General features: G+C 35.7%; 17 protein-coding genes and 3 pseudogenes. 3 read left to right on the top strand and 17 right to left on the bottom strand.

What is annotated here, in order from left to right; all coding sequences use genetic code 11:
• Nucleotides 1–89: 89 nt before the first annotated feature.
• The 6 genes from cntE to cntA form a co-directional block, all read right to left on the bottom strand.
• Nucleotides 90–1268, bottom strand: a complete 1179-nt coding sequence (gene cntE, locus LS684_RS01120; RefSeq protein WP_233809158.1) for a staphylopine family metallophore export MFS transporter CntE — start codon at nucleotides 1266–1268, stop codon at nucleotides 90–92.
• 47 nt (nucleotides 1269–1315) lie between these two features.
• On the bottom strand, nucleotides 1316–2062 hold the full coding sequence (locus tag LS684_RS01115) for an ABC transporter ATP-binding protein (protein ID WP_233809157.1): 747 nt from the start codon (nucleotides 2060–2062) through the stop codon (nucleotides 1316–1318).
• Complete coding sequence (gene cntD, locus LS684_RS01110) at nucleotides 2046–2873, bottom strand: staphylopine uptake ABC transporter ATP-binding protein CntD (protein WP_233811507.1); 828 nt, start codon at nucleotides 2871–2873, stop codon at nucleotides 2046–2048. Before cntD ends, LS684_RS01115 begins: the two co-directional genes overlap by 17 nt.
• A 3-nt stretch (nucleotides 2874–2876) precedes the next feature.
• A complete protein-coding gene (gene cntC, locus LS684_RS01105; RefSeq protein ID WP_233809156.1) occupies nucleotides 2877–3773 on the bottom strand; it encodes a staphylopine uptake ABC transporter permease subunit CntC in 897 nt (298 codons plus the stop codon).
• On the bottom strand, nucleotides 3774–4706 hold the full coding sequence (gene opp1B / locus LS684_RS01100) for a nickel/cobalt ABC transporter permease (protein ID WP_233809155.1): 933 nt from the start codon (nucleotides 4704–4706) through the stop codon (nucleotides 3774–3776).
• Between the two features lie 81 nt (nucleotides 4707–4787).
• Nucleotides 4788–6383, bottom strand: coding sequence for a staphylopine-dependent metal ABC transporter substrate-binding lipoprotein (gene cntA / locus LS684_RS01095; protein ID WP_233811506.1), 1596 nt, complete (start codon nucleotides 6381–6383; stop codon nucleotides 4788–4790).
• 489 nt (nucleotides 6384–6872) lie between these two features.
• Between cntA and LS684_RS01090 the strand changes: the two genes are divergently transcribed.
• The gene (locus LS684_RS01090; RefSeq protein WP_233809153.1) at nucleotides 6873–7199 is read left to right on the top strand and encodes a YnfA family protein; all 327 of its coding nucleotides are present in this window, start codon (nucleotides 6873–6875) and stop codon (nucleotides 7197–7199) included.
• A 406-nt stretch (nucleotides 7200–7605) separates the two neighbouring features.
• Here the strand turns inward: LS684_RS01090 and LS684_RS01085 are convergent, their stop codons facing one another.
• The 5 genes and pseudogenes from LS684_RS01085 to LS684_RS01065 form a co-directional block, all read right to left on the bottom strand.
• Nucleotides 7606–8223, bottom strand: coding sequence for an NUDIX hydrolase (locus tag LS684_RS01085; RefSeq protein ID WP_233809151.1), 618 nt, complete (start codon nucleotides 8221–8223; stop codon nucleotides 7606–7608).
• Nucleotides 8213–8866, bottom strand: a complete 654-nt coding sequence (locus tag LS684_RS01080; RefSeq protein ID WP_233809149.1) for an HAD family hydrolase — start codon at nucleotides 8864–8866, stop codon at nucleotides 8213–8215. The genes LS684_RS01085 and LS684_RS01080 overlap by 11 nt, the downstream gene beginning before the upstream one ends.
• 670 nt (nucleotides 8867–9536) lie before the next feature.
• Nucleotides 9537–9989 (bottom strand): annotated as a pseudogene (locus tag LS684_RS01075) (Type 1 glutamine amidotransferase-like domain-containing protein); the annotation flags it as partial.
• Between the two features lie 221 nt (nucleotides 9990–10210).
• On the bottom strand, nucleotides 10211–11356 hold the full coding sequence (locus LS684_RS01070) for a DUF4179 domain-containing protein (protein WP_233809147.1): 1146 nt from the start codon (nucleotides 11354–11356) through the stop codon (nucleotides 10211–10213).
• Nucleotides 11353–11919: a sigma-70 family RNA polymerase sigma factor gene (locus LS684_RS01065; RefSeq protein ID WP_233809145.1), complete on the bottom strand. Its 567-nt coding sequence runs from the start codon at nucleotides 11917–11919 to the stop codon at nucleotides 11353–11355. The genes LS684_RS01070 and LS684_RS01065 overlap by 4 nt, the downstream gene beginning before the upstream one ends.
• Nucleotides 11920–12451: 532 nt before the next feature.
• Here LS684_RS01065 and istA point away from each other — a divergent pair.
• A pseudogene (gene istA, locus LS684_RS01060) lies at nucleotides 12452–13996 on the top strand (IS21 family transposase).
• Nucleotides 13996–14309 (top strand): annotated as a pseudogene (locus LS684_RS01055) (ATP-binding protein); the annotation flags it as partial. The pseudogenes istA and LS684_RS01055, both read left to right, overlap by 1 nt.
• Before the next feature lie 467 nt (nucleotides 14310–14776).
• Here LS684_RS01055 and LS684_RS01050 read toward each other — a convergent pair.
• From LS684_RS01050 to glmM, 6 genes are all read right to left on the bottom strand, one after another.
• On the bottom strand, nucleotides 14777–15280 hold the full coding sequence (locus LS684_RS01050) for a VanZ family protein (protein ID WP_233809143.1): 504 nt from the start codon (nucleotides 15278–15280) through the stop codon (nucleotides 14777–14779).
• A 60-nt stretch (nucleotides 15281–15340) separates the two neighbouring features.
• Nucleotides 15341–16045 carry a TnsD family Tn7-like transposition protein gene (locus LS684_RS01045; RefSeq protein ID WP_267930348.1) on the bottom strand — a complete coding sequence of 235 codons (705 nt, stop codon included), beginning with the start codon at nucleotides 16043–16045 and terminating at the stop codon, nucleotides 15341–15343.
• 215 nt (nucleotides 16046–16260) lie between these two features.
• Nucleotides 16261–16563: a TnsA endonuclease C-terminal domain-containing protein gene (locus LS684_RS24265; RefSeq protein ID WP_432418788.1), complete on the bottom strand. Its 303-nt coding sequence runs from the start codon at nucleotides 16561–16563 to the stop codon at nucleotides 16261–16263.
• Complete coding sequence (locus tag LS684_RS01040) at nucleotides 16529–17089, bottom strand: TnsA endonuclease N-terminal domain-containing protein (RefSeq protein ID WP_233809141.1); 561 nt, start codon at nucleotides 17087–17089, stop codon at nucleotides 16529–16531. Before LS684_RS01040 ends, LS684_RS24265 begins: the two co-directional genes overlap by 35 nt.
• Before the next feature lie 786 nt (nucleotides 17090–17875).
• A complete protein-coding gene (gene glmS / locus LS684_RS01035; RefSeq protein ID WP_233809140.1) occupies nucleotides 17876–19678 on the bottom strand; it encodes a glutamine--fructose-6-phosphate transaminase (isomerizing) in 1803 nt (600 codons plus the stop codon).
• Between the two features lie 446 nt (nucleotides 19679–20124).
• A complete protein-coding gene (glmM, locus tag LS684_RS01030; protein ID WP_233809139.1) occupies nucleotides 20125–21477 on the bottom strand; it encodes a phosphoglucosamine mutase in 1353 nt (450 codons plus the stop codon).
• Nucleotides 21478–21500: the final 23 nt, after the last annotated feature.

Raw genomic sequence — 21500 nt, 5'->3', positions numbered from 1 at the left:
CAAATCGTAATAATTACGTTTTATATTATATTATACGACTTATTTTGAAATCAAGTCTCCTATTTCCCTATAAATAAAATTCCAAGTAACTACCCAACAAATTTCTTGCGTCGTTCATAAGCAAAGGGAATCATCACCGCACCAAATATCGCGCATGCTTGATACATAGTTGAATATGAGAATAGATCAGCTATCGGCCCCATAATAACTCCGCCAAGCGATACACCTAAATCGGCCATGGCGATAAATAACCCCAGTAGGACATTTCGATTCAATTTAGGTAGGACGAAACTTAAATACGTTGTTAAAGTCGGATAGAGAAGTGCTTGAGCTACTCCCATTAAAACAGCACCAACGTAGAAAAACACGGAGCCTCCAGCTATAGAATAGCTTACGCACTGTGCCCCCAATGCTAATAAAAGCATCGTCCCCATCATAAAATCTGAGTGCCATTTGCCATCAGAAGGGATTTTTTTTCTTAACGTAAATCGAGAAATAACAACAGTTGCCGCCATCAGCATCAGATAAATTCCAGCATTTCCATTTTTTATTTGATCAGCATATAGAGGGATAAATACAGTAATTGCTCCAAATACCATTGAACCTACTAACATCAGTACACTACATTTAAATAAATGTGGATTTTTCACTAACTGGCCAAATGATTGAAGCATACCCACACCTTGCTGATCATTTTTTAAATTAGCCTGGGATTCTGCTTTATCCATTTTGGCACTATACCCAAATACTCCTGTAAAAATGGCAATTGCTATCATGACAATTGCAAAGTTTTCCATTCCATTCTGCCAAATACCTAATGCCAATAAAGGTCCAATAATGCCTGGTATATACGAAAATAAGGAATAAAGTGATATCCCTTGAGAACGATCCTCCTCTGGCAGTGCATCAATAATGCCTATTTGTAATGCCATTGAAAAGAAAGCAGTTGATACCCCTTGTAGCATACGAGCAACTAAGTAACCGCCTAGCCCAGTTACCGTATATAAGATCAAAGCGAATCCATTGATAATAAGAATAATGCGCAGCACGTTTATCGGCCCATGTTTTTGGATGATATGACCCGCCCATGGTCTAAAAAACATGGTGGTAAACAAATATGCCCCCATAATCATTCCGATTGTTGTATTGGTGGCTCCCAATGCTCCCCCTTGTAACGGGATAATAACATTTAATATCGAATTGGCACTAAAATACAGAAGTACTAACAGGTACAAACGTAGAAAAGGCCAGGACATAGCTCCACTCACAATTCTTCCTCCATCTATCTAATAAGTCTGTTGCTTATAGCAATGTATTAAAAAGTGATTAATGACTGTAATAATTTTTTCGCATAAACAGACTGTACATCCTTTAATTGTTCAATCCCAACGATCTCTTCAATTTGTCCATCTCTAAAAATAATCAGTCTGTCGCAAATATAAGCAGCCGCCTGTATATCATGCGTGATAAAAATGTAACTCATATGGTAGATTCTTCTTAATTCCTTAAGCAATTCAAGAACTTGTGTTTGAACGGATACATCTAATGAACTAATTGCTTCATCCAATATAATACATTTTGGTTCAGTTGAAATAGCCCTAGCAATACACACTCTTTGAACCTCTCCTCCTGATAACTCATGAGGGTATTTGTTTCGATAAGAAGTAGGTAATCCAACTTGGTTTAATAGCTGAACAACCTTCACTTTATTTTCTCTTCTACTCTTGTTCAGAATTTGCATTGGTTCCAAGATTGCATCCTCAACAGTATAGAAAGGATTAATGGAAGATTTATAGTCTTGAAAAACAGCGCTTATGCTACCTAGTCTTACTTTTCTATCTTCTACAATCTTTCCATCAAGTGAAACCATTCCACTATCTGGCTTTTCAATTCCTAATAACAAACGTCCTAACGTCGATTTGCCGCTTCCACTTTCTCCGATAATTCCAAGACATTCTCCATTCTTACATTCAAAACTAACACTCTTTAATACCTCCTGCTTCTCTGAAGAAAACCATCCACCTTTTTTATAGGTTTTCCCAACACTATCGACCTTCAGCAATTAGTAACCCCTCCCCCATTACTTTCTTGAAATGATCACTAAGCGCCAATCTAGTAGATACTAAATATTTTGTATACTCGTGTTGAGCCTCTGAGAAAATGTCTTCCGTTTTCCCTCGTTCGATAATTTCTCCATCCTTCATCACCATCACTTCATCTGCAATCTTTCTCACAACACCCAAATCATGGGAAACAAATATCATGGAACAACCCATTCTTTTTCGCAACTGAATAAATTGGTCTATTACTTCATATTGTGAGATGGTATCAAGCGCTGTCGTCGGTTCATCTGCAAGTATCATATCCGGCTCTAAGACAATGGCCAATGCAATCATAACTCGTTGCAACATTCCCCCTGATAGTTGATGGGGATATTTGTTCATAATATCTCTCGGATTTTTCAACATGACACTTTCCATTGCTCTTGTCATTCTTAGCTCTATTTCGCTTTTACTCCATTTGAAGTGTTCAGCAAGTGTCTCTCTCAAATGAACACCAACCACACAAGAAGGATCGAAGGCACTCATCCCATTTTGCATGATCATACAGAGATTTTTCCCTCTCTTCTTTCTCATCTCTTTTCTAGAAAGTTCGCTAATGTTCTCTCCTTTAAAAAGGATTTCTCCCGACTGGTTAAGAGTGGGCCTGTTTAGTCTCATAATCGCTTTACAAGTAACAGACTTCCCACTTCCACTTTCTCCCACAATTGCAAGGCAGCTCCCTTCCTTTAAACCAAACGAACTATCGTGAATAATCTCTTTCCCCGAATTACTATCCCACACCTTTAAATTATTGACTTCCAATACATTCATCATTTAATTAGCCACCTCTTTTTGTTGAATCTTCCTCTTCGAAAGTGGTAAATTATTTTTATTACTTTTTTTGGAGTTTGCTAGCTTAGGATCTACAGCAACTTGAAGCGAATCAGACAAAAAATTACATGCAGACACCACAATAATAATGGCTAATCCAGGTGCTAACATTAACTCTGGCCTTGTAAACATCACTTCCCTTGATTCGTTTAACATCATTCCCCATTCAGCATTTGGAGCCTGTATGCCTAAGCCCAAAAATGAAAACCCTGAAATTTGCAAAATCATTGATCCTATAGACGTACTAGAAATTACTGCAATATCAGAAAAGGTAACGGGAATAATATGTTTATAAATTATTTTTATATGACTCGTACCTATTGCTTTAGAGAACTTCACATAATCTAGTTCAGCATACTGCATGACAGAAGTTCTAATGACTCGAGCGAACCATGCCCATTTAATTAAGGCAAATGCAATAAGAATGTTTTCAAGACCCACACCTAATACTCCAACAATCGCTAGTGCCATAACGTATCCTGGAAAAGATAACATCGTGTCACATAGTCTCATAATCACCGCATCGACTTTCCCTCTAAAATAGCCAGCTAGAAAACCTAAGATAGCCCCAATTAATACAGATATAAATAGAACAACTACTACCCACAATACACTTGGGCGAATGCCGTAGATGATTCTAGATAAAATACATCTCCCTAGATGGTCATTACCTAATAAGTATTCAAAAGAAGGTGATGCATATCGAAGGCTCATATTGACTTCATTAGGATCAGAGGGAGCAAATAAAGGCGCGAAGATACCAACAATAACTGTGACAACAATAATCAATAAGGAGGTCATAGCTAATTTATCTTGACTTAAGTTCTTCCATATTCTCATTTAAAGATCATTCCTTATCTTAGGATTCATCGCAGCATTTATTATGTCGGAGATCGTATTAAACATAACAAAGGCTGCTGCTAATATAAGAACGTAGGCCTGTATAATTGGGAAGTCTCTGCTTAGAATTGCTTTAACACTTAGAGTACCTAAGCCCGGCCATGCAAAAACATTTTCTATAACAACTGTACTCCCCAAAATGATGGGAATAGACATACCAAAAATAGAAATAGCAACCTGCAATGAATTTCTTAAGATGTGTTTTGTGATTTTCCATTCTGATAATCCGGATGCTCTTCCATATAAAACATAATCCTCATGTAAATTGTTTACCATTGATGTTCTAACATTTCTAAAATATATACCAGCATAACTAACCGTGATCACAATAACCGGTAAGATATAACTTTTATACGATTCCATCCCGCTTGTTGGTAATAAATTCAATTTAACCGATATGTACCATATCATAATAGATGCCAACCAGTAAGACGGCATAGCAGTCAAGAAAAACGAAAATCCCCTTACCGACTGATCTATTATTTTCCCTTCATTCAAGGCACAAATTACACCTAATAATATGGACAAAAAGATAATAGAAACGGATGAAACTAGCGTTAACTTGAATGTATTCAAAAACGCCGGCCCTACTAACGACCACACTGGTTTGCCATTTATATATGAATCTCCAAAATCCAGCTGTAAGATAGCTGAGAGCCAGTCAAAGTACTGTAAAATAAACGGCTTATCCATCCCAAGCTGTTCTTTTGTTTGTTTTATTAAATCTTCTGTTATTTCTGGAACGCCTTGAGCTTGTAATACCACTTCAGCTGGGTCTAAAGGAGAAAGATTGATTAAGATAAAAGTCAAAAACGAAATAGTTAAAAGTAAAGGGATTGCAATTAGTAATCTCTTAATAATGTAACTGATCATAGACAATCTCCTTTCCATTAAATTAATTGGACTTTAGACGTTATTCTTCCTCAAAAATAAAAGAGGGAATACTCCCCCTTTTTATTTGAAGCTCATTAGCTCAAATGGCAGCTCAAATTGAGTTTGTTTGAATGATATTCCGTGAAGATTTTTTGGTGCTACTATAGTAACACTTCCATTTGAAATAGGAATAAAAACCGCTTCATCATGGACAATCTTCAAGATATCAGCATACAAAGCTTTTCTAGTTTCCTCATCTGTAGATACCATAACTTGCTCAATTTTATTGTATAGTTCATCTGCTCTTTCAATTCCTTTTGTCGTGTGCAAATAAGATGACTCCGTTGTAAAAGCAGCAATTGTACTCTGTGGATCATACGCTAGTCCCCAGGTTTGATTAAACAATAAATCATAGTCACCAGTCGATCTTCTATTAGCGACTGAAGTTGACTCTTCACCAATAATCTCTAGTAGAAAACCAATCTCTTTTAATGATGCTTGAATAAATTCAGCCTGTGTTTTTTGAGAAGAAGAATTGCTATCATAATAAAGCTTCATAGCTAATTGTTTTCCATCTTTGGTTCTAACTTCTTCACCGGTTTCTAATTTCCAGCCATTTTGTTCTAGAATGTCCTTGGCTTTTTCTACATCATAGTCTCGCTTCTCTAAGTCGACATCTGCATAATTCACGTTAGGTGAGAATAGTGTATGGGCCACTGATTCTGTTCCATTAAAAATATCTTTACTAATGGTTTCTCTATCGATCGAATACCAAATGGCTTCACGCACTGCTGTTTCACTTATTGGATGATCCGCTTTACTGCTATTAGCTACAATCATTTTGGTGTTCATCGGTTCACTTCTTACAAGTTGATAATCTCCCGAATCTACCAATTGATTCATGGCTTCGACATTCAGACTATCTGCGCCACGATCATCTGTAAATACAAAGTTGACTTCTCCTTTTTGCAAGGCTAAGAAAGTTGTCTCTCCGGCAGGAAGTACTTTCGATGAAATCTTTTTCGTTTTAGGAGGTCCATTCCAGTAGTCTTCATTTGCTGTAAACGTAGCGAACTCATCAATTTTATGATCAGCGAGCTTATATGGCCCTGTACCGTTATACCCACTAACACCATCTTTAGTTTCCCCATTTTTGAAATCTTTTGGTGAAATGAATACATACGGTCTGGTCATAGACAATTCGACCAAGGTTGGGTAGTATGCTTCTGACAATACTAGCTCAACCGTATATTCATCTACTACGTTTACACTTTCTATTTTTGTGGATAATTTAATCCAGGCATGCTTTTCTGCATTATGTTGGACAGCTTCAATATTATTCTTCACTGCCTCTGCGTTAAACGGCTCTCCATCATGAAATGTCACATCTTCTCTTAAAAAGAATGTGTATACTTTTCCATCTTCTGACACTTCCCACGACTCAGCAAGCAAAGGCTTTATTCCTTCTTTAGTGTTCTCCACTAATGATTCATAGATCATCCCTTGTGCTGGCATAGAGCCTGTATAAAGATGAGGATTCATATCATTAATGTCTTTAGCTGATGCATAAATTAACTCACTTTCACTTTTACCTGTATCTCCATCTTTTCTTTCACTATTAGAAGTTTCTTCAGAACAGGCAACTAATATAGATATGAGTATAAATATCAAACCCATTAGCTTGAATTTTTTAATAACCAATTTAGTTCTCTCCTTTAGACTTTTTATAATGGAATTACTCAACTTGCCAGAAAAGTAGTTTCCTATCTAAAACAATACCTACTTTTAGCAAAACGTAATCATTACTATTTACATAGTATATGAAGCTTTTAGCAAAAACAAGCTCAATATCTACTTATTGGAAAAATATTTCTGGGAGAAAGCTAGAATATGGCTAGGCAAAAAACACTATCATCCTTAGTAAATATTAGATAAATAGAGTTCAAGTAAGGGAAATGAACTCGTAAATGAAAGTCCTGAGATTCCTGTTACGTTCAAATATTTCAATTGATTGCTCGTTAAAAGAGCCTCTAAGATGGACTGAATGAACAGTATATTATTGAATACCTACCGAATTATCGGCTCTGCTTGTTTGCAGGAGTTCATTCAGTTTTTTGGGGATATGATACAATTACGATAAATAAAATGATCAAGGGTGGGCAATAAATGGTTTATGCAATTGGATTATTTATTTTGGCTGGAATTGCAGAGATTGGTGGAGGTTATCTTATTTGGCTCTGGATAAGAGAAGGGAAGCCCTTTTATTGGGGGGTACTCGGAGGAATATCCTTGGCGTTATATGGGGTTATAGCTACACTTCAAACATTTCCATCCTTTGGGAGAGTATATGCTGCCTATGGAGGTGTGTTTATTGTCCTCTCTGTATTGTGGGGATGGGGGATTGATAAAAAGACACCTGATATATACGATTGGTTAGGTGCTGGTATTTGTTTAATAGGTGTCTCAATCATGTTATTAGCACCTCGCCAATAAAGGGGGATTGAGCCTTTTGGACAGGCGTCCCTCTAACATATAAACACACGTTTGATTGCTTTAAATGTAATCAATCACGTGTGCTTTTTAGAAAAATTCATTGTTAATTCATAACTGTTTCCAACGAATAATAACGTTCCCGCTTTCTTTCTCACTCTTGCTCATGTTTTCTTCCTTCTTTTCAGTTAAGAACCCTTGTTGTATCTATCTTTCTCACGATTTTCCCCTTGCTTTCCCTCATGTGTTTCTCGCCTTTCTATTTTAAACAAATAAAAGACCGAAGTCTGCTGAGTCGATTCAGGAAGCCTTCGGTCTTGGAATGTTTTTTTATTTAAAGTACCTTGTTTTTGTTTAAGGTAAGGGGATCAAACTTTGAGACATTGTAGTGATTAGGGTTAAGGAAAAGTTAATCAATGATTGCTTCTTTATCTGGATTTCTTAGAAAGTCAAATAGCATTTTAATTTGAGATTCAGTATTTCTGTTTAAAGATAGGGTAGGCAAATAATCTTCGAAATAAAAATCTACACCTTTTGTTTCCAGTCCTACAGTTGCATATCCACCCACTATCTCACATTGAATAAACAATTTGTAATAATGATAGGGTTGAGGTGGATGGGGATGTTTATTCATGTCTAATAATGCAAGTAATCTTGTAGGAATAACATCGTAGCCCGATTCTTCTTTTATTTCTTTTACAATGTTTTCTTTAGGTGACAATCCTATATCACAAAATCCTCCTGGTAAAGACCATCTATCGTCAATTTTTTCTCTTACCATTAAGACTTTATCATCTTTAAACACTACCCCGCGAACATCTAACTTAGGAGTTTGATATCCTGTTTCATTAGTAAATAAATCTTTGATTTTTTGCATTTCTAATCCAGTATATTCTTCCATGATCTCAGCACTTATTTTTCGTAGTTCTACAAAGCGTTCAATGTCATAATCATCTTTTGAAAAAGCTAATCCAGCTTGTGATAATGATTGAATTTTTTTTGCCCATTCCAACCACTTATGACTCATTCGGAACACCCATTTTTATAAATTCATGAAATTCAGCTACACTATTAAAAATAGAATCTGGTTCAATAGTAAATTCCAATGCTTGATAATCTGGCAACCAATGAACTCCAACCGTATAAACATTCGCCTGTACACCTGCTTGGATATCAGCGTTACTATCTCCAACAAACATTGCCTCACTTTTTTCTAAACCTAAATCAGTTAAAGCCTTAAATACCCCTTCTGGATGCGGTTTTGGGTTTGTTACATCATCACCCGTTATAACAACATCAAATAAGCCTTCCATTTTTAGAGCTTTTATTGAAATGTCCAAACTCCTCCTTGCCTTACCTGTAACAATCCCTAGCTTTACTCCCCTGTTTTTTAAATACTGTAATAAATCATCTATTTCTTGATTATGTTCTACTAAATCTTCATGAAATTCTGTATAGGTTTCATAATACATTTCAATTGCTTGTTCTTTATTATGATGACATAGATTATCTCTAATAATCCCCGTTTCAGAAGGTCCAAACATCGCTTTTATCTCTTCTGACGTAAGCTCTCTATTATCAAACTCTCTAAATACTTTCTTGAAAGCACAATAACAAATTGGTAAGGTATTCGCTAACGTTCCATCAAAATCTAGGATTACCGCTTTCATAGGAACACACCCTTTCAATATTCTTCACATACTATTTTTTCAATATTACTACGTAACCTTTCATTCAATTCGTCCCAAACCTTCTCTTGAATGAGTAGTTTTAACCTTTTACAATATTCATGTCAATTGTCTCCTTAATTTTCTGATCATTGGAATTTTTCCATTTTATCTCTTTTGTTCATAATCACACTCCTCTAATAATATAAAAAAATCCGTTCGCTTATTTAATCATAAAGGAACGGATTTTAAATATCTATTTTTTTACAATTATATTTCAACTGACTTTATTCCTATTTAAACAACTTTATTCCTATTTAAACAACTTTATTAATTGAACACATACAACTGTTGCCTTGAAATAAAGTTTGATTAAAAATACCTCGTAAACCTATATTTTACGATAAATTAAAAGCATCCATTTTGAAAAAAAGATTGATCAAAATGGATTCTTTTTCAGCAGATTTAAGCTTGGATTTTATAAAAAAGTTTAATCATTTTCTTACCAACGATCTTCAATAATAGCGCCCGATTGTGGAAGACCATTCTGCCCATCTATGCTTTTTATATAACAGAAAAACGAATCTAAATTCCGTAATTCTCCTTCATTAAAAATTAATTTGAAGCATTGCAAAATGAAATTAATCCAATAAAGAAATACCATTCACTTCAACTAGATTGTCACATCCAATTTCTGAATTCTCGAGTTGGAAATTAAATATACATTGCCAAGAATGTCGATTTTGTCTCCCCTTACACGTACAGCGCAATCTTTGTTTGACGCATAAATATCCATTTCTTCCGATAAGGGGGATAGTTCGCTTTGAACCAGCGCAATGTTATTTTCCAGATTAAAATGAGACAGGACGGAAAAATCGTCAAGACCGATTCCGTTGTAAGCAGTGCTTTTGTCAACTTTATATCCAAGGTTTTTAGAGCATAACCATTTTGCGGACATGTTGATCGCACCAGCACTTGCTCCGATCACAATAGCTCTGCTTTTCTTAATCGAATCTGTCAATTCATATTCCCTCAAAAAATCATTTTGTTTAAGAGTATCTCCACCCAACAAGAAAATGACTGAGGCATATTTAATTAACGTTTGGGCATCTTCCTTCTGTAGACGAATAATAGTGAGTTTTCATAAGCGCCCCCCCGTAGCAACGTGTAAATAACATTAATTCCCTGCATTACTCATTCTGTTTTCTTATCACCAACACAATATTCCCAATATGGCCTTTGAAAGCAATAGTAGGCGATTTCTTTATTCCGCGAAAGCGCCCGATTGTGGAATAAAACTAAAAGAACTGTCCTATTTAAAAAAGACAATCCTTTCAGTATTTTACGTTATTTCTTTAATTCAATAACGATATCTTCTAATACAAATTCTTCTTTTCCTTTACCTGACTTCTCTGGTAGTGTGATTTCCCTTTCATCTCCATCTTTCGATACTTTTACAGAACTATAATTATCGGAATTGTAATCTCTTAAGGTGATATGAGGAGATACAATGAGTTTCGTTGCATTCTCGTCTAATTTTTCAAAAGTTTTACTCAAACTCATATTATAAGAATCTGTACCTTTTCCTCCATTTCCTTCACCTGAGTAGACATTCCCTAAATCATCTTTAATCTCTAATTCAACATCTACCCCATCCCATTTGTTGCTTATATTTTCTGAAACTATTTGGTCATAATAAACAATAAAAGACATTGGGGTGACGGATATTTTTTCTATATTTAATTTTACACCATTTTGTTCTGAACTACTGTCACTTATTTGCATTGTGCTATCAACAGCATTTAGACTAAAATCAAAATTCCAATCTCCTTGTATCTTTGTTTGATTATCTGTATTTTGAATGCTATCAATATCCCATTTAATGTTAGCAATATCTAATTTTGTCTCTTCCAAATTACTGAGAGTAAGTATGCCAACATAGTTGTTTTTATCGATTTTAGTTGTTTTTCCACTCCCACCTATAGCTCCTACTCCTTCTATATCTGGTGAATCTATAAATGCATTTTCACCCAAATCTTGTTCACTTTCAATTGAATATGTTATAGATACTGTCTTTCCATCAAAAACTGCATCATTTACTGTGATTTTAACTCCATTACTTTCCTTTGTAATATTAATTTCATTTGAGAATTTTTTATAGTTATAATACAATCCTTTTTCTTCATCTTTAACATCATTACTGTCGATTGAGCTTTCAGTTCTTCCATTATCGATAAATCGAAAAATATCTTCAATTACAGGGATGTTTTTAGCGTAAGCTGGAAATGTTAATCCAAAGGTTGTAGCTGATAAGCTGACTAAAATGGATGCTACCGCAACATTCTTTTTCCAACTCTTCATTTTTCTCTTTTTATTAATAGATCTTTTCAGTGTATTCTTTACTTTAGCTTTTTCAAGTTCACTAACTTCCATTTCTTTAAATTCATTTTCGTCTATATTGATATCGTTTAGTAATTCATAAATGTCCTTCATATTACATTCTCCTTTAACTTAAGGTTGGTAGCTTTTTTATTCAATTTCTTTTTTCCTCTATAAATCCGATTATCTACCGAGGATTTGGTCAAACCAAGTTTGAATGAAATTTCCTCAGTATTTAATCCCAAGAAGAATTTCATGATAAAAATATCTCGCTCAATAGGCTCTAAATGATTGATTAACTTGATTAGTTCAGTTCTGTCTTCCTGCATAATAAGTTCATCTTCTGCTGATTTTTCTACATTCAAATCTATATCATTGGAGGTGATTTCTACTTTCTTAGTCACCTTTCTGTAATAATCAATAGATTTAAACTTAGCAATCGCACAAATCCATTTCTTGAAATCATCTGAATCTCCATAAAATTTCCCCGAATTATTCCAGATAGAAAGAAAAATATCATTGATACATTCTTCTATGACACCTTTGTTTTCAAGGGGAGTGAGAACTTTATATGTAATCCCCTTGATTAATGGCAAATATTTATCAACTATAAATTCTAAAGCATCTTCTTCTTGTCGCTTTAATCGCTGTATAAAATTTGTATTATTTGACGTCATTTAGCAATTCCCCTTATTTTTTTGTAAAAGCCTTTACACCCTATACAACGTATTGAAAAAGATTTTTTCTCACATTTACAATAAAATTCTTTAATTTAATCTATCATAGTACCAAAGTGAGGTCCTCCATTTGAGACTTTTTGTTAATTTATCAAATGCAAGATATTCATTGAACAAAGACAATTAAAAAAGTCCACTTCTTAATGTGAAATTGACTTTTATACTTAAAATTCCTGTAGCGTACAAAACACATAGTGTTGGAGATATGTTTCCTAGTGAATAAACCTTTATTTAGTTAAGTTTGATTCAATCTTTAAGGAAAAATGTTTCTAAAAACTGAGAGGCGCTTATTCAAGTATCTGGCCCTTTAATGGAATAACTTTATTATCACTTAACAGGTGTGAACGCTAGAATAAAGTTGACAGTTTTTGCTCGATTAGATTTTACACTTTTGCTCAATCAACCTATTACTTTAGTAAAATAGTTAGTGACGTTATTTTACTGGAGGTTAGAGTGATTGGAGGAGAAGTTAGTGTTATATGTAAAGATTCATGAACTACATAAAAGAAAAATTAAAGTAGCACAAATCGCTAAGGAGCTTAAGATTTCAAGACCAACTGTTTACAAATATTTAGAAATGACATTTGATGAAGCAAAAGCATACATTCAACAACCCTTGGGGAAGAAGAAAAAGTTAGACCACTATAAAGACTGGATACTTGCTTGGCTAGAAGAATATCCTCACCTAAGTAGTGCTCAAATTCATGATTGGCTTTTGGAGAGGTATCCCGACCTTTCGGTTGGGGGAAGTACTGTGAGGACTTATGTTCGAAATATCCGTGAAGTCTATCAGATTGAGAAAAAGGTTATTGTCCGCCAATACGAAGCAGTTCCAGAACAACCAATGGGCAAACAACTTCAGGTAGACTGGGGTGAAACAAAACAGAAGACGGCAGACAATAAAGAAATCAAACTGTACTTTATAGCCTTTGTACTCGCTCATTCCAGACATAAATATATGGAATGGCAGGCACGTCCGTTTACTACAAGAGATGCAATCAGATGTCATGAAAATGCATTCCAATTCTACGGAGGACGAACAAATGAGATTGTCTATGATCAGGACCATTTAATCGCTGTGAGTGAAAATGCAGGTCAGCTACTTTTAACAGAAGAATTCCAAAAGTATGTGAATGAGCGTCAATTCAAAGTTCACTTGTGCAGAAGAGCCGATCCGGAATCTAAAGGCATGATTGAAAATGTAGTGAAATACATAAAAGGAAATTTCGCAGACAGTCGAGTGTTTAGCGACATAGAAGATTGGAATGATCGAGCATTACATTGGCTTCAACGTACGGGGAACCATCAGGTTCACCAGACAACGAAAAAAAGACCAGCAGAAGTGTTTCTCCTCGAAAAGCAACACTTACAGCCAGTCTCTTCGTTACTTTCATATGAAAGCACCAATATACAAAGTATAACAAGAACTGTAAGCAAGGACAACACGATCCGTTATAAGTCTAACCGTTATTCTGTCCCACTAGGGACTTATCAAACAATGACTAAAAATCTTGTATGGATTGAAGTGACCAACGAAGAACAACAAACTCTTGTGATACGCAAAGCAGCAAATGGTGAAATCATCACCGAACATTTTATTAGTTCAGAAAAAGGGAAACTCATTCAAAACCGTCACCATACTCGAGATCGTTCAAAGGGAATTGAAGAGCTTAAGCAACGTCTCATCTCTTACTTTGAAGATCAGACTCAGGCAGCTGTGTATTTTGATGAGATCAGCCAAAAATACCCAAAGTATCGTCGTGACTAATTTGCGATCATCTACAAGGTGATTCAACAGTATCCAGCATTAATAGATACTGTGATGGCCAAGTGCATGACAGATAAACTATACAATGCGAATGATTTTCGTGATATCGCTCATCACCTTTATACCTTACGTGATAAACCAGTAAAAGAGGTACAATCCTTTTATGCCAGTCCAGCAAAACATCTTCCTATTAAGGCTTCTACCCGTTCTTTAAATGAGTATACTAGCATTTTAGGAGGTCGAGGATGATGAACAAGACGGTGCATGAATTACAAGATCAATTTCGACAGTTACGTTTATCAGAGCAGAGACTGCGGAGGAGCTACCACAGCTTCTTCACGAAGCTGAAAAAGCATCCTTGACCTACTTGGAATTCTTAGAATCTATCACGAGATATGAATTAGCAAAACGTGAAACAAAGAGCCTTGAAAAAAGAATGAAATGGGCACGCTTCCCTTTCGTGAAGTCATGAGATGAGTTTGAACTTAAAGGTCAAAACGTTCTAACAGCCCGCCAGCTTTCTCAACTTAGAGAATTAAGCTGGTTAGAGCAACAGTATAACAAATATTTCTATTAATCTGTATCCTGTACAGTATGCTCTAAGAGTCTACTTTACAGGGTCTTTTTGTTACAATAAAAAAATGACCCTTGTACTGGACAGGGATCATTCTTCTTAAATAACTATTCAAGTTTTAACTTTAATTCTCCTCTAGATACTACCAACTTTATGCCCCTTGACTACTACTATGTGACTCTTGTTTAGACAAGTTGAAAAATACCGTCTTGCAGAGTTGAAAATATGTGTGGTGTTTTGATTGGGAGCCTTGCCTATACAAAAGCAAGGTAGCCAGTAGCCTCAACACTGGCTTCACCACATGAGGCTATCATGCCCGCCACTCCATATAAAGTTGCTACGAAGCAAAAGTTCTAAAATACTTTTAAAACTAATATCTTCTACCTTCAAATACACTTCGCACGAATCGGTGATTTGTCCTTCCTTGTAAAACCTTTTATAATTGCATAAATTAATTATAACTTTTCATTATATGAAGAGTAATTAGTATTTATATCTAAATAGTTTCCTATGACTTTTGTTTTCCAAATTCTGAATCCTATAATAGCACCTAGCATGTTTAGTATAAAATCATCAATATCGAAGCTCCCTCTTCTTGTAACCAATTGAATAAATTCAATAAAAAATAACAATGGAATCATGGAAACAGCCAATTGCTTATATCCCATTACTTTTTTCGTGAAAAAAGGTAGATAAATACCCATCGGCAAAAATAAGAGGAAATTCCCAAAGAGATTTTTGATAGGGATATCGAAATTCATACTTCCGTTATAAAATCCCATAAGGTATGTGCTAATGGTTTTAAAAGGGATTAAATTCGATGAACTCATTAGATATTCAAGAAATGAAAGGTCAGTATATATATATCCCCTAATAGGTCTTAAAAATAATAAGCCAAATACTACAATTAAATAAAATACAAAACTAATGCTAAAAACAGTTTTAATAATTCTTTTCATCTTATCAAATATCCTACTCTCAATTATAAGATTTATCTTTTAGAAGTGTTCAATTTCCATTTATGTTTTATTATACCATTTCACAAGGTTTATTATATTACTTTTTTTAAATAATAGTTTCTCCTGTATTATCTCATCCAATGCAGCCGATGTTTCCCGATAAGCCGGTAATGCTCTAATAGTCGCTAGAGTTACCGTATTATGATTTTTCTTTAATAAACCTATCGCATAATCTAACTTCCTGATTTGATACTCCTCTACACTTTCAATTTGTTCTTCTAGAACTTTAAGAGTTTTAACAAGTTTGTGTGGTTTGTTTTGCAACAAATACTTACTAGTAGTTGAAAGTTTAGATTTAATTAAGTTTTTTGTTATACTCATTTTTGGGGATTGCTCTTTTAAGTTATCTACAACAGTTATAACTTCATCGATGAGCCTTTCATCCTCTTTAGTCCAATCTTTCTCTAAATCATATTTAGATGGAAGTATCTCCTCCATCCACCCCTTCTCTTCTTTCATTAGGTACTTATAAATTTCAGCCCCTACTTTTTCTCTAATTTCAGTTCTCAAGACAGTAGGGGTTGCATTTATATATTCCATTATTTTTTGTTTATAGGCTGTCATCTTTTCGTTTTTGTTCTTATAAGATTGACTTGTTTGTTTTACCATCTCTTTTGGTAGATACTTTTTTAAAGTCTTCCTGTCTATCCCTAAAACCAATGATGTCCTTCTAATACTTTTGGTTGTACTGTATACCTCGATCATTTCTTCTATTTGTGCGGGCGTAGTAAAATCTTTACTATCTTTCATTTGGTAATCAGGGGATAAATTATTTAAATATTTTCTAGCGATAGGTTCCTTTACTCAACAATAAACCTCAGTAATTTTTAATGACTTGGTCTCTCTATACTTTAAAACTAACTCTTGTTCCCACTTTTCTCCAAAAGAAATATTTATACTCATTCTTTCACCTCATTAATTTATAAGTAATCTTGCTGTTTATCATAAATCTTTAATGGTTGTGATGGGTTTATGATCTCATTCATATCAGTTTCCCAAATTTTGTTTGCAAGTAAGTACTTAACAATAAATAGACAGGATCCTTTATCCAGACCAAATATCTCGTCGTTTTTAAGAGCCAGGTTTGATAAACCTGTCTTTTCAGTTTTAATTGCCTGGAATAATATAGGTTTCACGGATTCAATTAATTCCTCATTAATATTTGGTCTATAGTCAATATTCTTACAGTCACAAAACCAATCGAAATTCCTGATAAAATTCATTGGTATATCTTTTATCAGTAACTATCTTCCAGTCCTCAATTCCCAAATCTTGAAAATATCTTTTTTCAATCTCAAATTTTTCTAACTTCCTATTATCAAGCTTATTTTCTGGCTTAATTGTTCGGATGCGAGTTTTTAATCCGTCTTTTGTATTAATCACTATAAAAAAATCTGTTGTCATAACTTTAAACGGACCACTTGCTCCATTTTCTCTAGGATGTTCAACTCCGATTTCTTCAGCAATAGCCAAGGTTTTTTCTAATGGAAGCAATGGATATTGTTCTCGAATATCGACAACATATGGAGACCATTCCAAGGTATACAGATAAAACAATTCTAAATCCGAAAGGAAGTGATGCCTCCTACCCGTTTTCCATCCTTTCTCTCTTGTTGAATGACCCTTTGAAGCAACATCTTGGATAGTTAACCACGGTTTATAATCTTTCCCTTCCCCCTGTCCTCTTCCTTCCTTAATCCACTTCTTCACTTTTTCTTCAGTTGAATTATTTCTTTGCCTTTTTGACATAATCAAACCTCCATCTAATAGAACTATTCGTATAATATTTTCAAAAATAAAAGGCTGCCCCTAAGGACAGCCTTTAAAAAATTTTGACTTTATTAACTTGCTTTTTTGATTCAACATTGAAATCACCCAAAAGTAAAAGTATTTATCTGTATTTCCACTTTTTATCTTTTTTATTCTCAATTTTATCATCGATAATAAGAGGAACATTTATTTCCTACTTTTTTGTTACGTTTCATACTTTTTTTTAGCAATTGTACCCGTAAAATAAAGTCGTTCCCTAACCTCCTTCTCAAACCCTTGCCCTGACTGACTTTCCATATATGCAGGCGAATTAGTTGTTCCCTAATTCGCTCTTTTTTTGTCCTATTTTTTGTCAGATTTCAGGATTTCCAGATAAATAAGTTGTTCCCTGAAACGCTGGATTTGTTCTGCTTTTTCACGCCTTTTCTCATACTTTTTCTCGCTCTTTAACCCGCCTCTTTTTTATCCCGCTTTCTTTTCAAACCGAAGGTTTATCAGGCTTTCTCTCACGCTTTTCTTCTCGCTTTTCCCCCACGTTCTTTCTCGCCAGGCTTTTCACTCGCTCTTTTTATCCAACAAAAAACACGAGGAAAATCGGATGGTGATTCCGATTTTCGCTCGTGTTAGGGAACGTTTTATTTGACCAACAATACAGTTTATTTTGCTAAGGAAGAACTCTATTTTGCTGGTACAGCAATTCCAACTTTTTTACGCAATTTCTAACATTTTTTACCTTTACAACAACTTTTAAACTACTACCGTCCCTTACTCAACCGTAACAGACTTGGCAAGGTTTCTTGGTTTATCTACGTCACAGTCACGGTGCAGTGCTGCGTAGTAGGAGATAAGCTGGAGTGGTACGACAGAGATAAGTGGTGTTAATAGTTCGTGCACTTCTGGGATGGTGAAACGATCTTCGTCTGTTTCTAGTCCCTTCATGGAGATGATACATGGGTTGGCACCACGTGCAACAACCTCTTTGACATTTCCGCGAATGCTTAGGTTTACACTTTCTTGTGTTGCTAAGGCAATGATTGGTGTTCCGTTTTCGATCAGAGCAATGGTTCCGTGCTTAAGCTCTCCACCAGCAAAGCCTTCTGCTTGAATATAGGAAATTTCTTTAAGCTTTAATGCCCCTTCTAGGCCTACGTAGAAATCGATGCCTCTACCGATAAAGAAGCAGTTGCGTGTAGTAGCTAGAAATTCACGAGCAATGTTCTCAAAATCTTCTTTCGCTCCGCAAAGTACATCCATCGCATTTGCAACAATTCCAAGCTCTTGAACTAGATCAAACTGAACTTCCAGTCCACGGCTTTTTGCTGTTACTTCAGCAAGAATAGCTAGAACAGCAAGTTGAGCTGTGTAGGCTTTCGTAGATGCTACTGCAATCTCCGGTCCTGCATGTAACAGTAATGTGTAATCTGCTTCACGTGATAAAGTCGACCCTGGTACGTTCGTAATCGTTAGGGCTTTATAGCCCTTCTCCTTCACTTCTACTAATACAGCGCGGCTATCTGCTGTTTCTCCGCTCTGAGAAATGAAAATAAACAAGGGCTTTTCAGATAATAATGGCATGTTGTAGCCAAATTCGCTTGAGATATGAACTTCTACTGGAATTTTTGCCATCTTCTCAATGAATTGCTTCCCTACTAGACCTGCATGATAAGAAGTACCCGCAGCAATGATGTAAATACGATCTGCATCGTTCATTGCTTGTAAGATATCTTCACTAATTGTTAATTGTCCTTGTTCACTTTGATACTTTTGAACAATCTTACGCATAACAGCAGGCTGCTCATCAATTTCTTTTAGCATATAGTGTGGGTATGTTCCTTTTTCAATGTCGCTAGCATCTAGCTCAGCTGTGTAAGGAGCACGATTAATGATTTCACCATTAAGAGTTTGAATCGTTACTTCGTTCTTCTTCACGATTACGATTTCTTTGTCCATTAGCTCTACATATTGATTTGTTACTTGAAGCATGGCCATTGCATCACTTGCCACCACGTTGAAATCGTCCCCTAGGCCAACAAGTAATGGGCTTTTGTTCTTTGCAACATAGATGGTTTCGTTGTCTTGATTGTCTAATAAAGCTAATGCATAAGAGCCTTTTAATAGCGTTAGTGTTTTGCGGAATGCTTCTTCTGTGTTTAAGCCATCCTTCGCAAATAGTTCAATCATTTGAACGATTACTTCTGTGTCCGTGTCACTAATTAACGTTACGTTTTGTAAATACTCACGTTTTAGTAAGTCATAGTTTTCGATGACACCGTTGTGAACCAATGTATATCTAGCTGTTGTACTTTGGTGTGGATGGGCATTCACCGTACTTGGCACACCATGTGTTGCCCACCGCGTATGACCAATTCCCGTACTAGCTAGCGTATTCTCATCGACGATACTGCGAAGATCAGCAATTCGACCCTTTTCTTTAAAAACTTTGACGCCGTTTTCGTTAATTACTGCGATTCCTGCTGAATCGTAGCCTCTATATTCAAGCTTTTCTAAGCCTTTTAATAAAATTTCCTTTGAGTCCTGGTTTCCAATAAATCCAACAATTCCGCACATTCTTCTTGTTCCTCCTAATAATAAGAGGCAAGAAGCTTCTTGTTAAAGGAGCAACTTGCCCCTTATCTCTGTTTGTATGTTGCATTTTCTTTCCTTTGTCCATTGAGTTGCCTCATTGTTTTAAGAAAGAAATTACGGTTGTGCGTTCAACCGGGAGGCATCCGCCGAAACTTCGATAAACCTCCTCCTCGTCAACTAGCTCTTTATCGACCAAAGCCAGTTCAGGCGCTTTAAAAATCAGAATATACCAGACAATCCACCTTTCTCTATTTGAATGGGTTTTACAAAAACAGGATTATCATACAACACGAAGAGAGAATTCGTCAACTAAAAACTTAAAAAGCACGGCTCGAGCTAGGTTTGCATTTTAGACTTCTCAAAAAAATTCCCTCTAATAAAAAATATGCATAAGGGATGAAAACGTTCCCTTATGCATATCATACCCATTACGCTTCTTTTAAGCCCATTTCCTCCGTTACTACTGCTGCAATACGATTGACATAGGATTCACATAATTCCTCTGTTGGAGCCTCAGCCATTACCCGTACAAGTGGTTCTGTCCCAGATGGGCGAACGAGTATGCGCCCATTCCCAGCCATTTCTGCTTCCACTTCTTCAATAATCGTTTTTACTTTTTCGTTATCTGTTACATGATGCTTATCAGTCACTCGGATGTTAACAAGCTTTTGTGGAAACTTATCCATTTCACTCGCAAGTTCAGATAAACGCTTTTTCGTCATCTTCATAATATTGACAAGCTGAAGGCCTGTTAATAATCCATCACCCGTTGTATTGTAATCTAAGAAGATAATATGACCTGATTGTTCTCCGCCTAGGTTATACCCATTCTTCTTCATTTCTTCTACAACATAGCGATCTCCAACTGCTGTTTGAACACTTTTAATCCCATGAGCCTCTAAGCCTTTATAAAAGCCTAGGTTACTCATAACCGTCGAAACGACTGTACCATGCTTTAATTGTCCATGTTCACCCATATACTTACCGCAAATGTACATGATCTGGTCACCGTCAACAATTTCTCCATTTTCATCAATAGCAATTAAACGGTCTCCATCTCCATCAAAAGCAAGACCCACATCTGCTTCCTTTTCCTTCACAAAAGCGGCAAGTGCCTCTGGGTGAGTAGATCCTACGCCATCATTAATATTCAACCCGTTCGGTGAAGCTCCCATTGTCGAAATATCTGCATCTAGATCGGCAAATAAATGAGCGGCTAAAGAAGAAGTTGCACCATGCGCACAGTCTAATGCGACATGAATCCCAGTAAATTCTTCGTCTACTGATTGCTTTAAGTATTGAAGGTACTTCTGACCACCTTCGAAGTAGTCATTCACTTGTCCAAGATTTCCACCAGTTGGACGTGGAAGTTCATCTGCACCTAAATCCATCAATCCCTCAATTTCATTTTCTTGATCATCAGAAAGCTTAAAGCCATCTGGCCCAAAAAATTTAATTCCATTATCTTCTACAGGGTTATGTGAAGCCGAGATCATTACCCCAGCTTGAGCCCCTAGTGCTTTTGTTAAGTAAGACACACCTGGCGTTGAAATCACGCCTAATCGCATAACTTCTGCCCCAATGGAAAGAAGACCTGCGACAAGCGCTCCTTCAAGCATATGACCCGAAATACGCGTATCGCGACCGATGATTACCTTTGGTCTTTCTTTATCCTTTGTTAATACATATCCTCCAAAACGCCCTAGCTTAAAAGCTAATTCTGGTGTTAATTCACTATTTGCAACTCCGCGTACTCCATCCGTACCGAAATATTTACCCATTTATCAAATCGCTCCTTCTACGA

The sequence above is a fragment of the Cytobacillus spongiae genome (assembly GCF_021390075.1).
The sequence above is the reverse complement of the archived record's forward strand: the minus strand, read 5'-3'. Positions and strand labels throughout refer to the sequence as shown.

Excerpts from the sequence above, each read along its gene's own strand:
- cntD (WP_233811507.1), bottom strand. The coding sequence starts at position 2,873 with ATGAATGTATTGGAAGTCAATAATTTAAAGGTGTGGGATAGTAATTCG.
- cntC (WP_233809156.1), bottom strand. The coding sequence starts at position 3,773 with ATGAGAATATGGAAGAACTTAAGTCAAGATAAATTAGCTATGACCTCC.
- opp1B (WP_233809155.1), bottom strand. The coding sequence starts at position 4,706 with ATGATCAGTTACATTATTAAGAGATTACTAATTGCAATCCCTTTACTT.
- cntA (WP_233811506.1), bottom strand. The coding sequence starts at position 6,383 with ATGGGTTTGATATTTATACTCATATCTATATTAGTTGCCTGTTCTGAA.
- LS684_RS01090 (WP_233809153.1), top strand. The coding sequence starts at position 6,873 with ATGGTTTATGCAATTGGATTATTTATTTTGGCTGGAATTGCAGAGATT.
- LS684_RS01085 (WP_233809151.1), bottom strand. The coding sequence starts at position 8,223 with ATGAGTCATAAGTGGTTGGAATGGGCAAAAAAAATTCAATCATTATCA.
- LS684_RS01080 (WP_233809149.1), bottom strand. The coding sequence starts at position 8,866 with ATGAAAGCGGTAATCCTAGATTTTGATGGAACGTTAGCGAATACCTTA.
- LS684_RS01070 (WP_233809147.1), bottom strand. The coding sequence starts at position 11,356 with ATGAAGGACATTTATGAATTACTAAACGATATCAATATAGACGAAAAT.
- LS684_RS01065 (WP_233809145.1), bottom strand. The coding sequence starts at position 11,919 with ATGACGTCAAATAATACAAATTTTATACAGCGATTAAAGCGACAAGAA.
- LS684_RS01050 (WP_233809143.1), bottom strand. The coding sequence starts at position 15,280 with ATGAAAAGAATTATTAAAACTGTTTTTAGCATTAGTTTTGTATTTTAT.
- LS684_RS01045 (WP_267930348.1), bottom strand. The coding sequence starts at position 16,045 with ATGATCGAGGTATACAGTACAACCAAAAGTATTAGAAGGACATCATTG.
- LS684_RS24265 (WP_432418788.1), bottom strand. The coding sequence starts at position 16,563 with ATGAATTTTATCAGGAATTTCGATTGGTTTTGTGACTGTAAGAATATT.
- LS684_RS01040 (WP_233809141.1), bottom strand. The coding sequence starts at position 17,089 with ATGTCAAAAAGGCAAAGAAATAATTCAACTGAAGAAAAAGTGAAGAAG.
- glmS (WP_233809140.1), bottom strand. The coding sequence starts at position 19,678 with ATGTGCGGAATTGTTGGATTTATTGGAAACCAGGACTCAAAGGAAATT.
- glmM (WP_233809139.1), bottom strand. The coding sequence starts at position 21,477 with ATGGGTAAATATTTCGGTACGGATGGAGTACGCGGAGTTGCAAATAGT.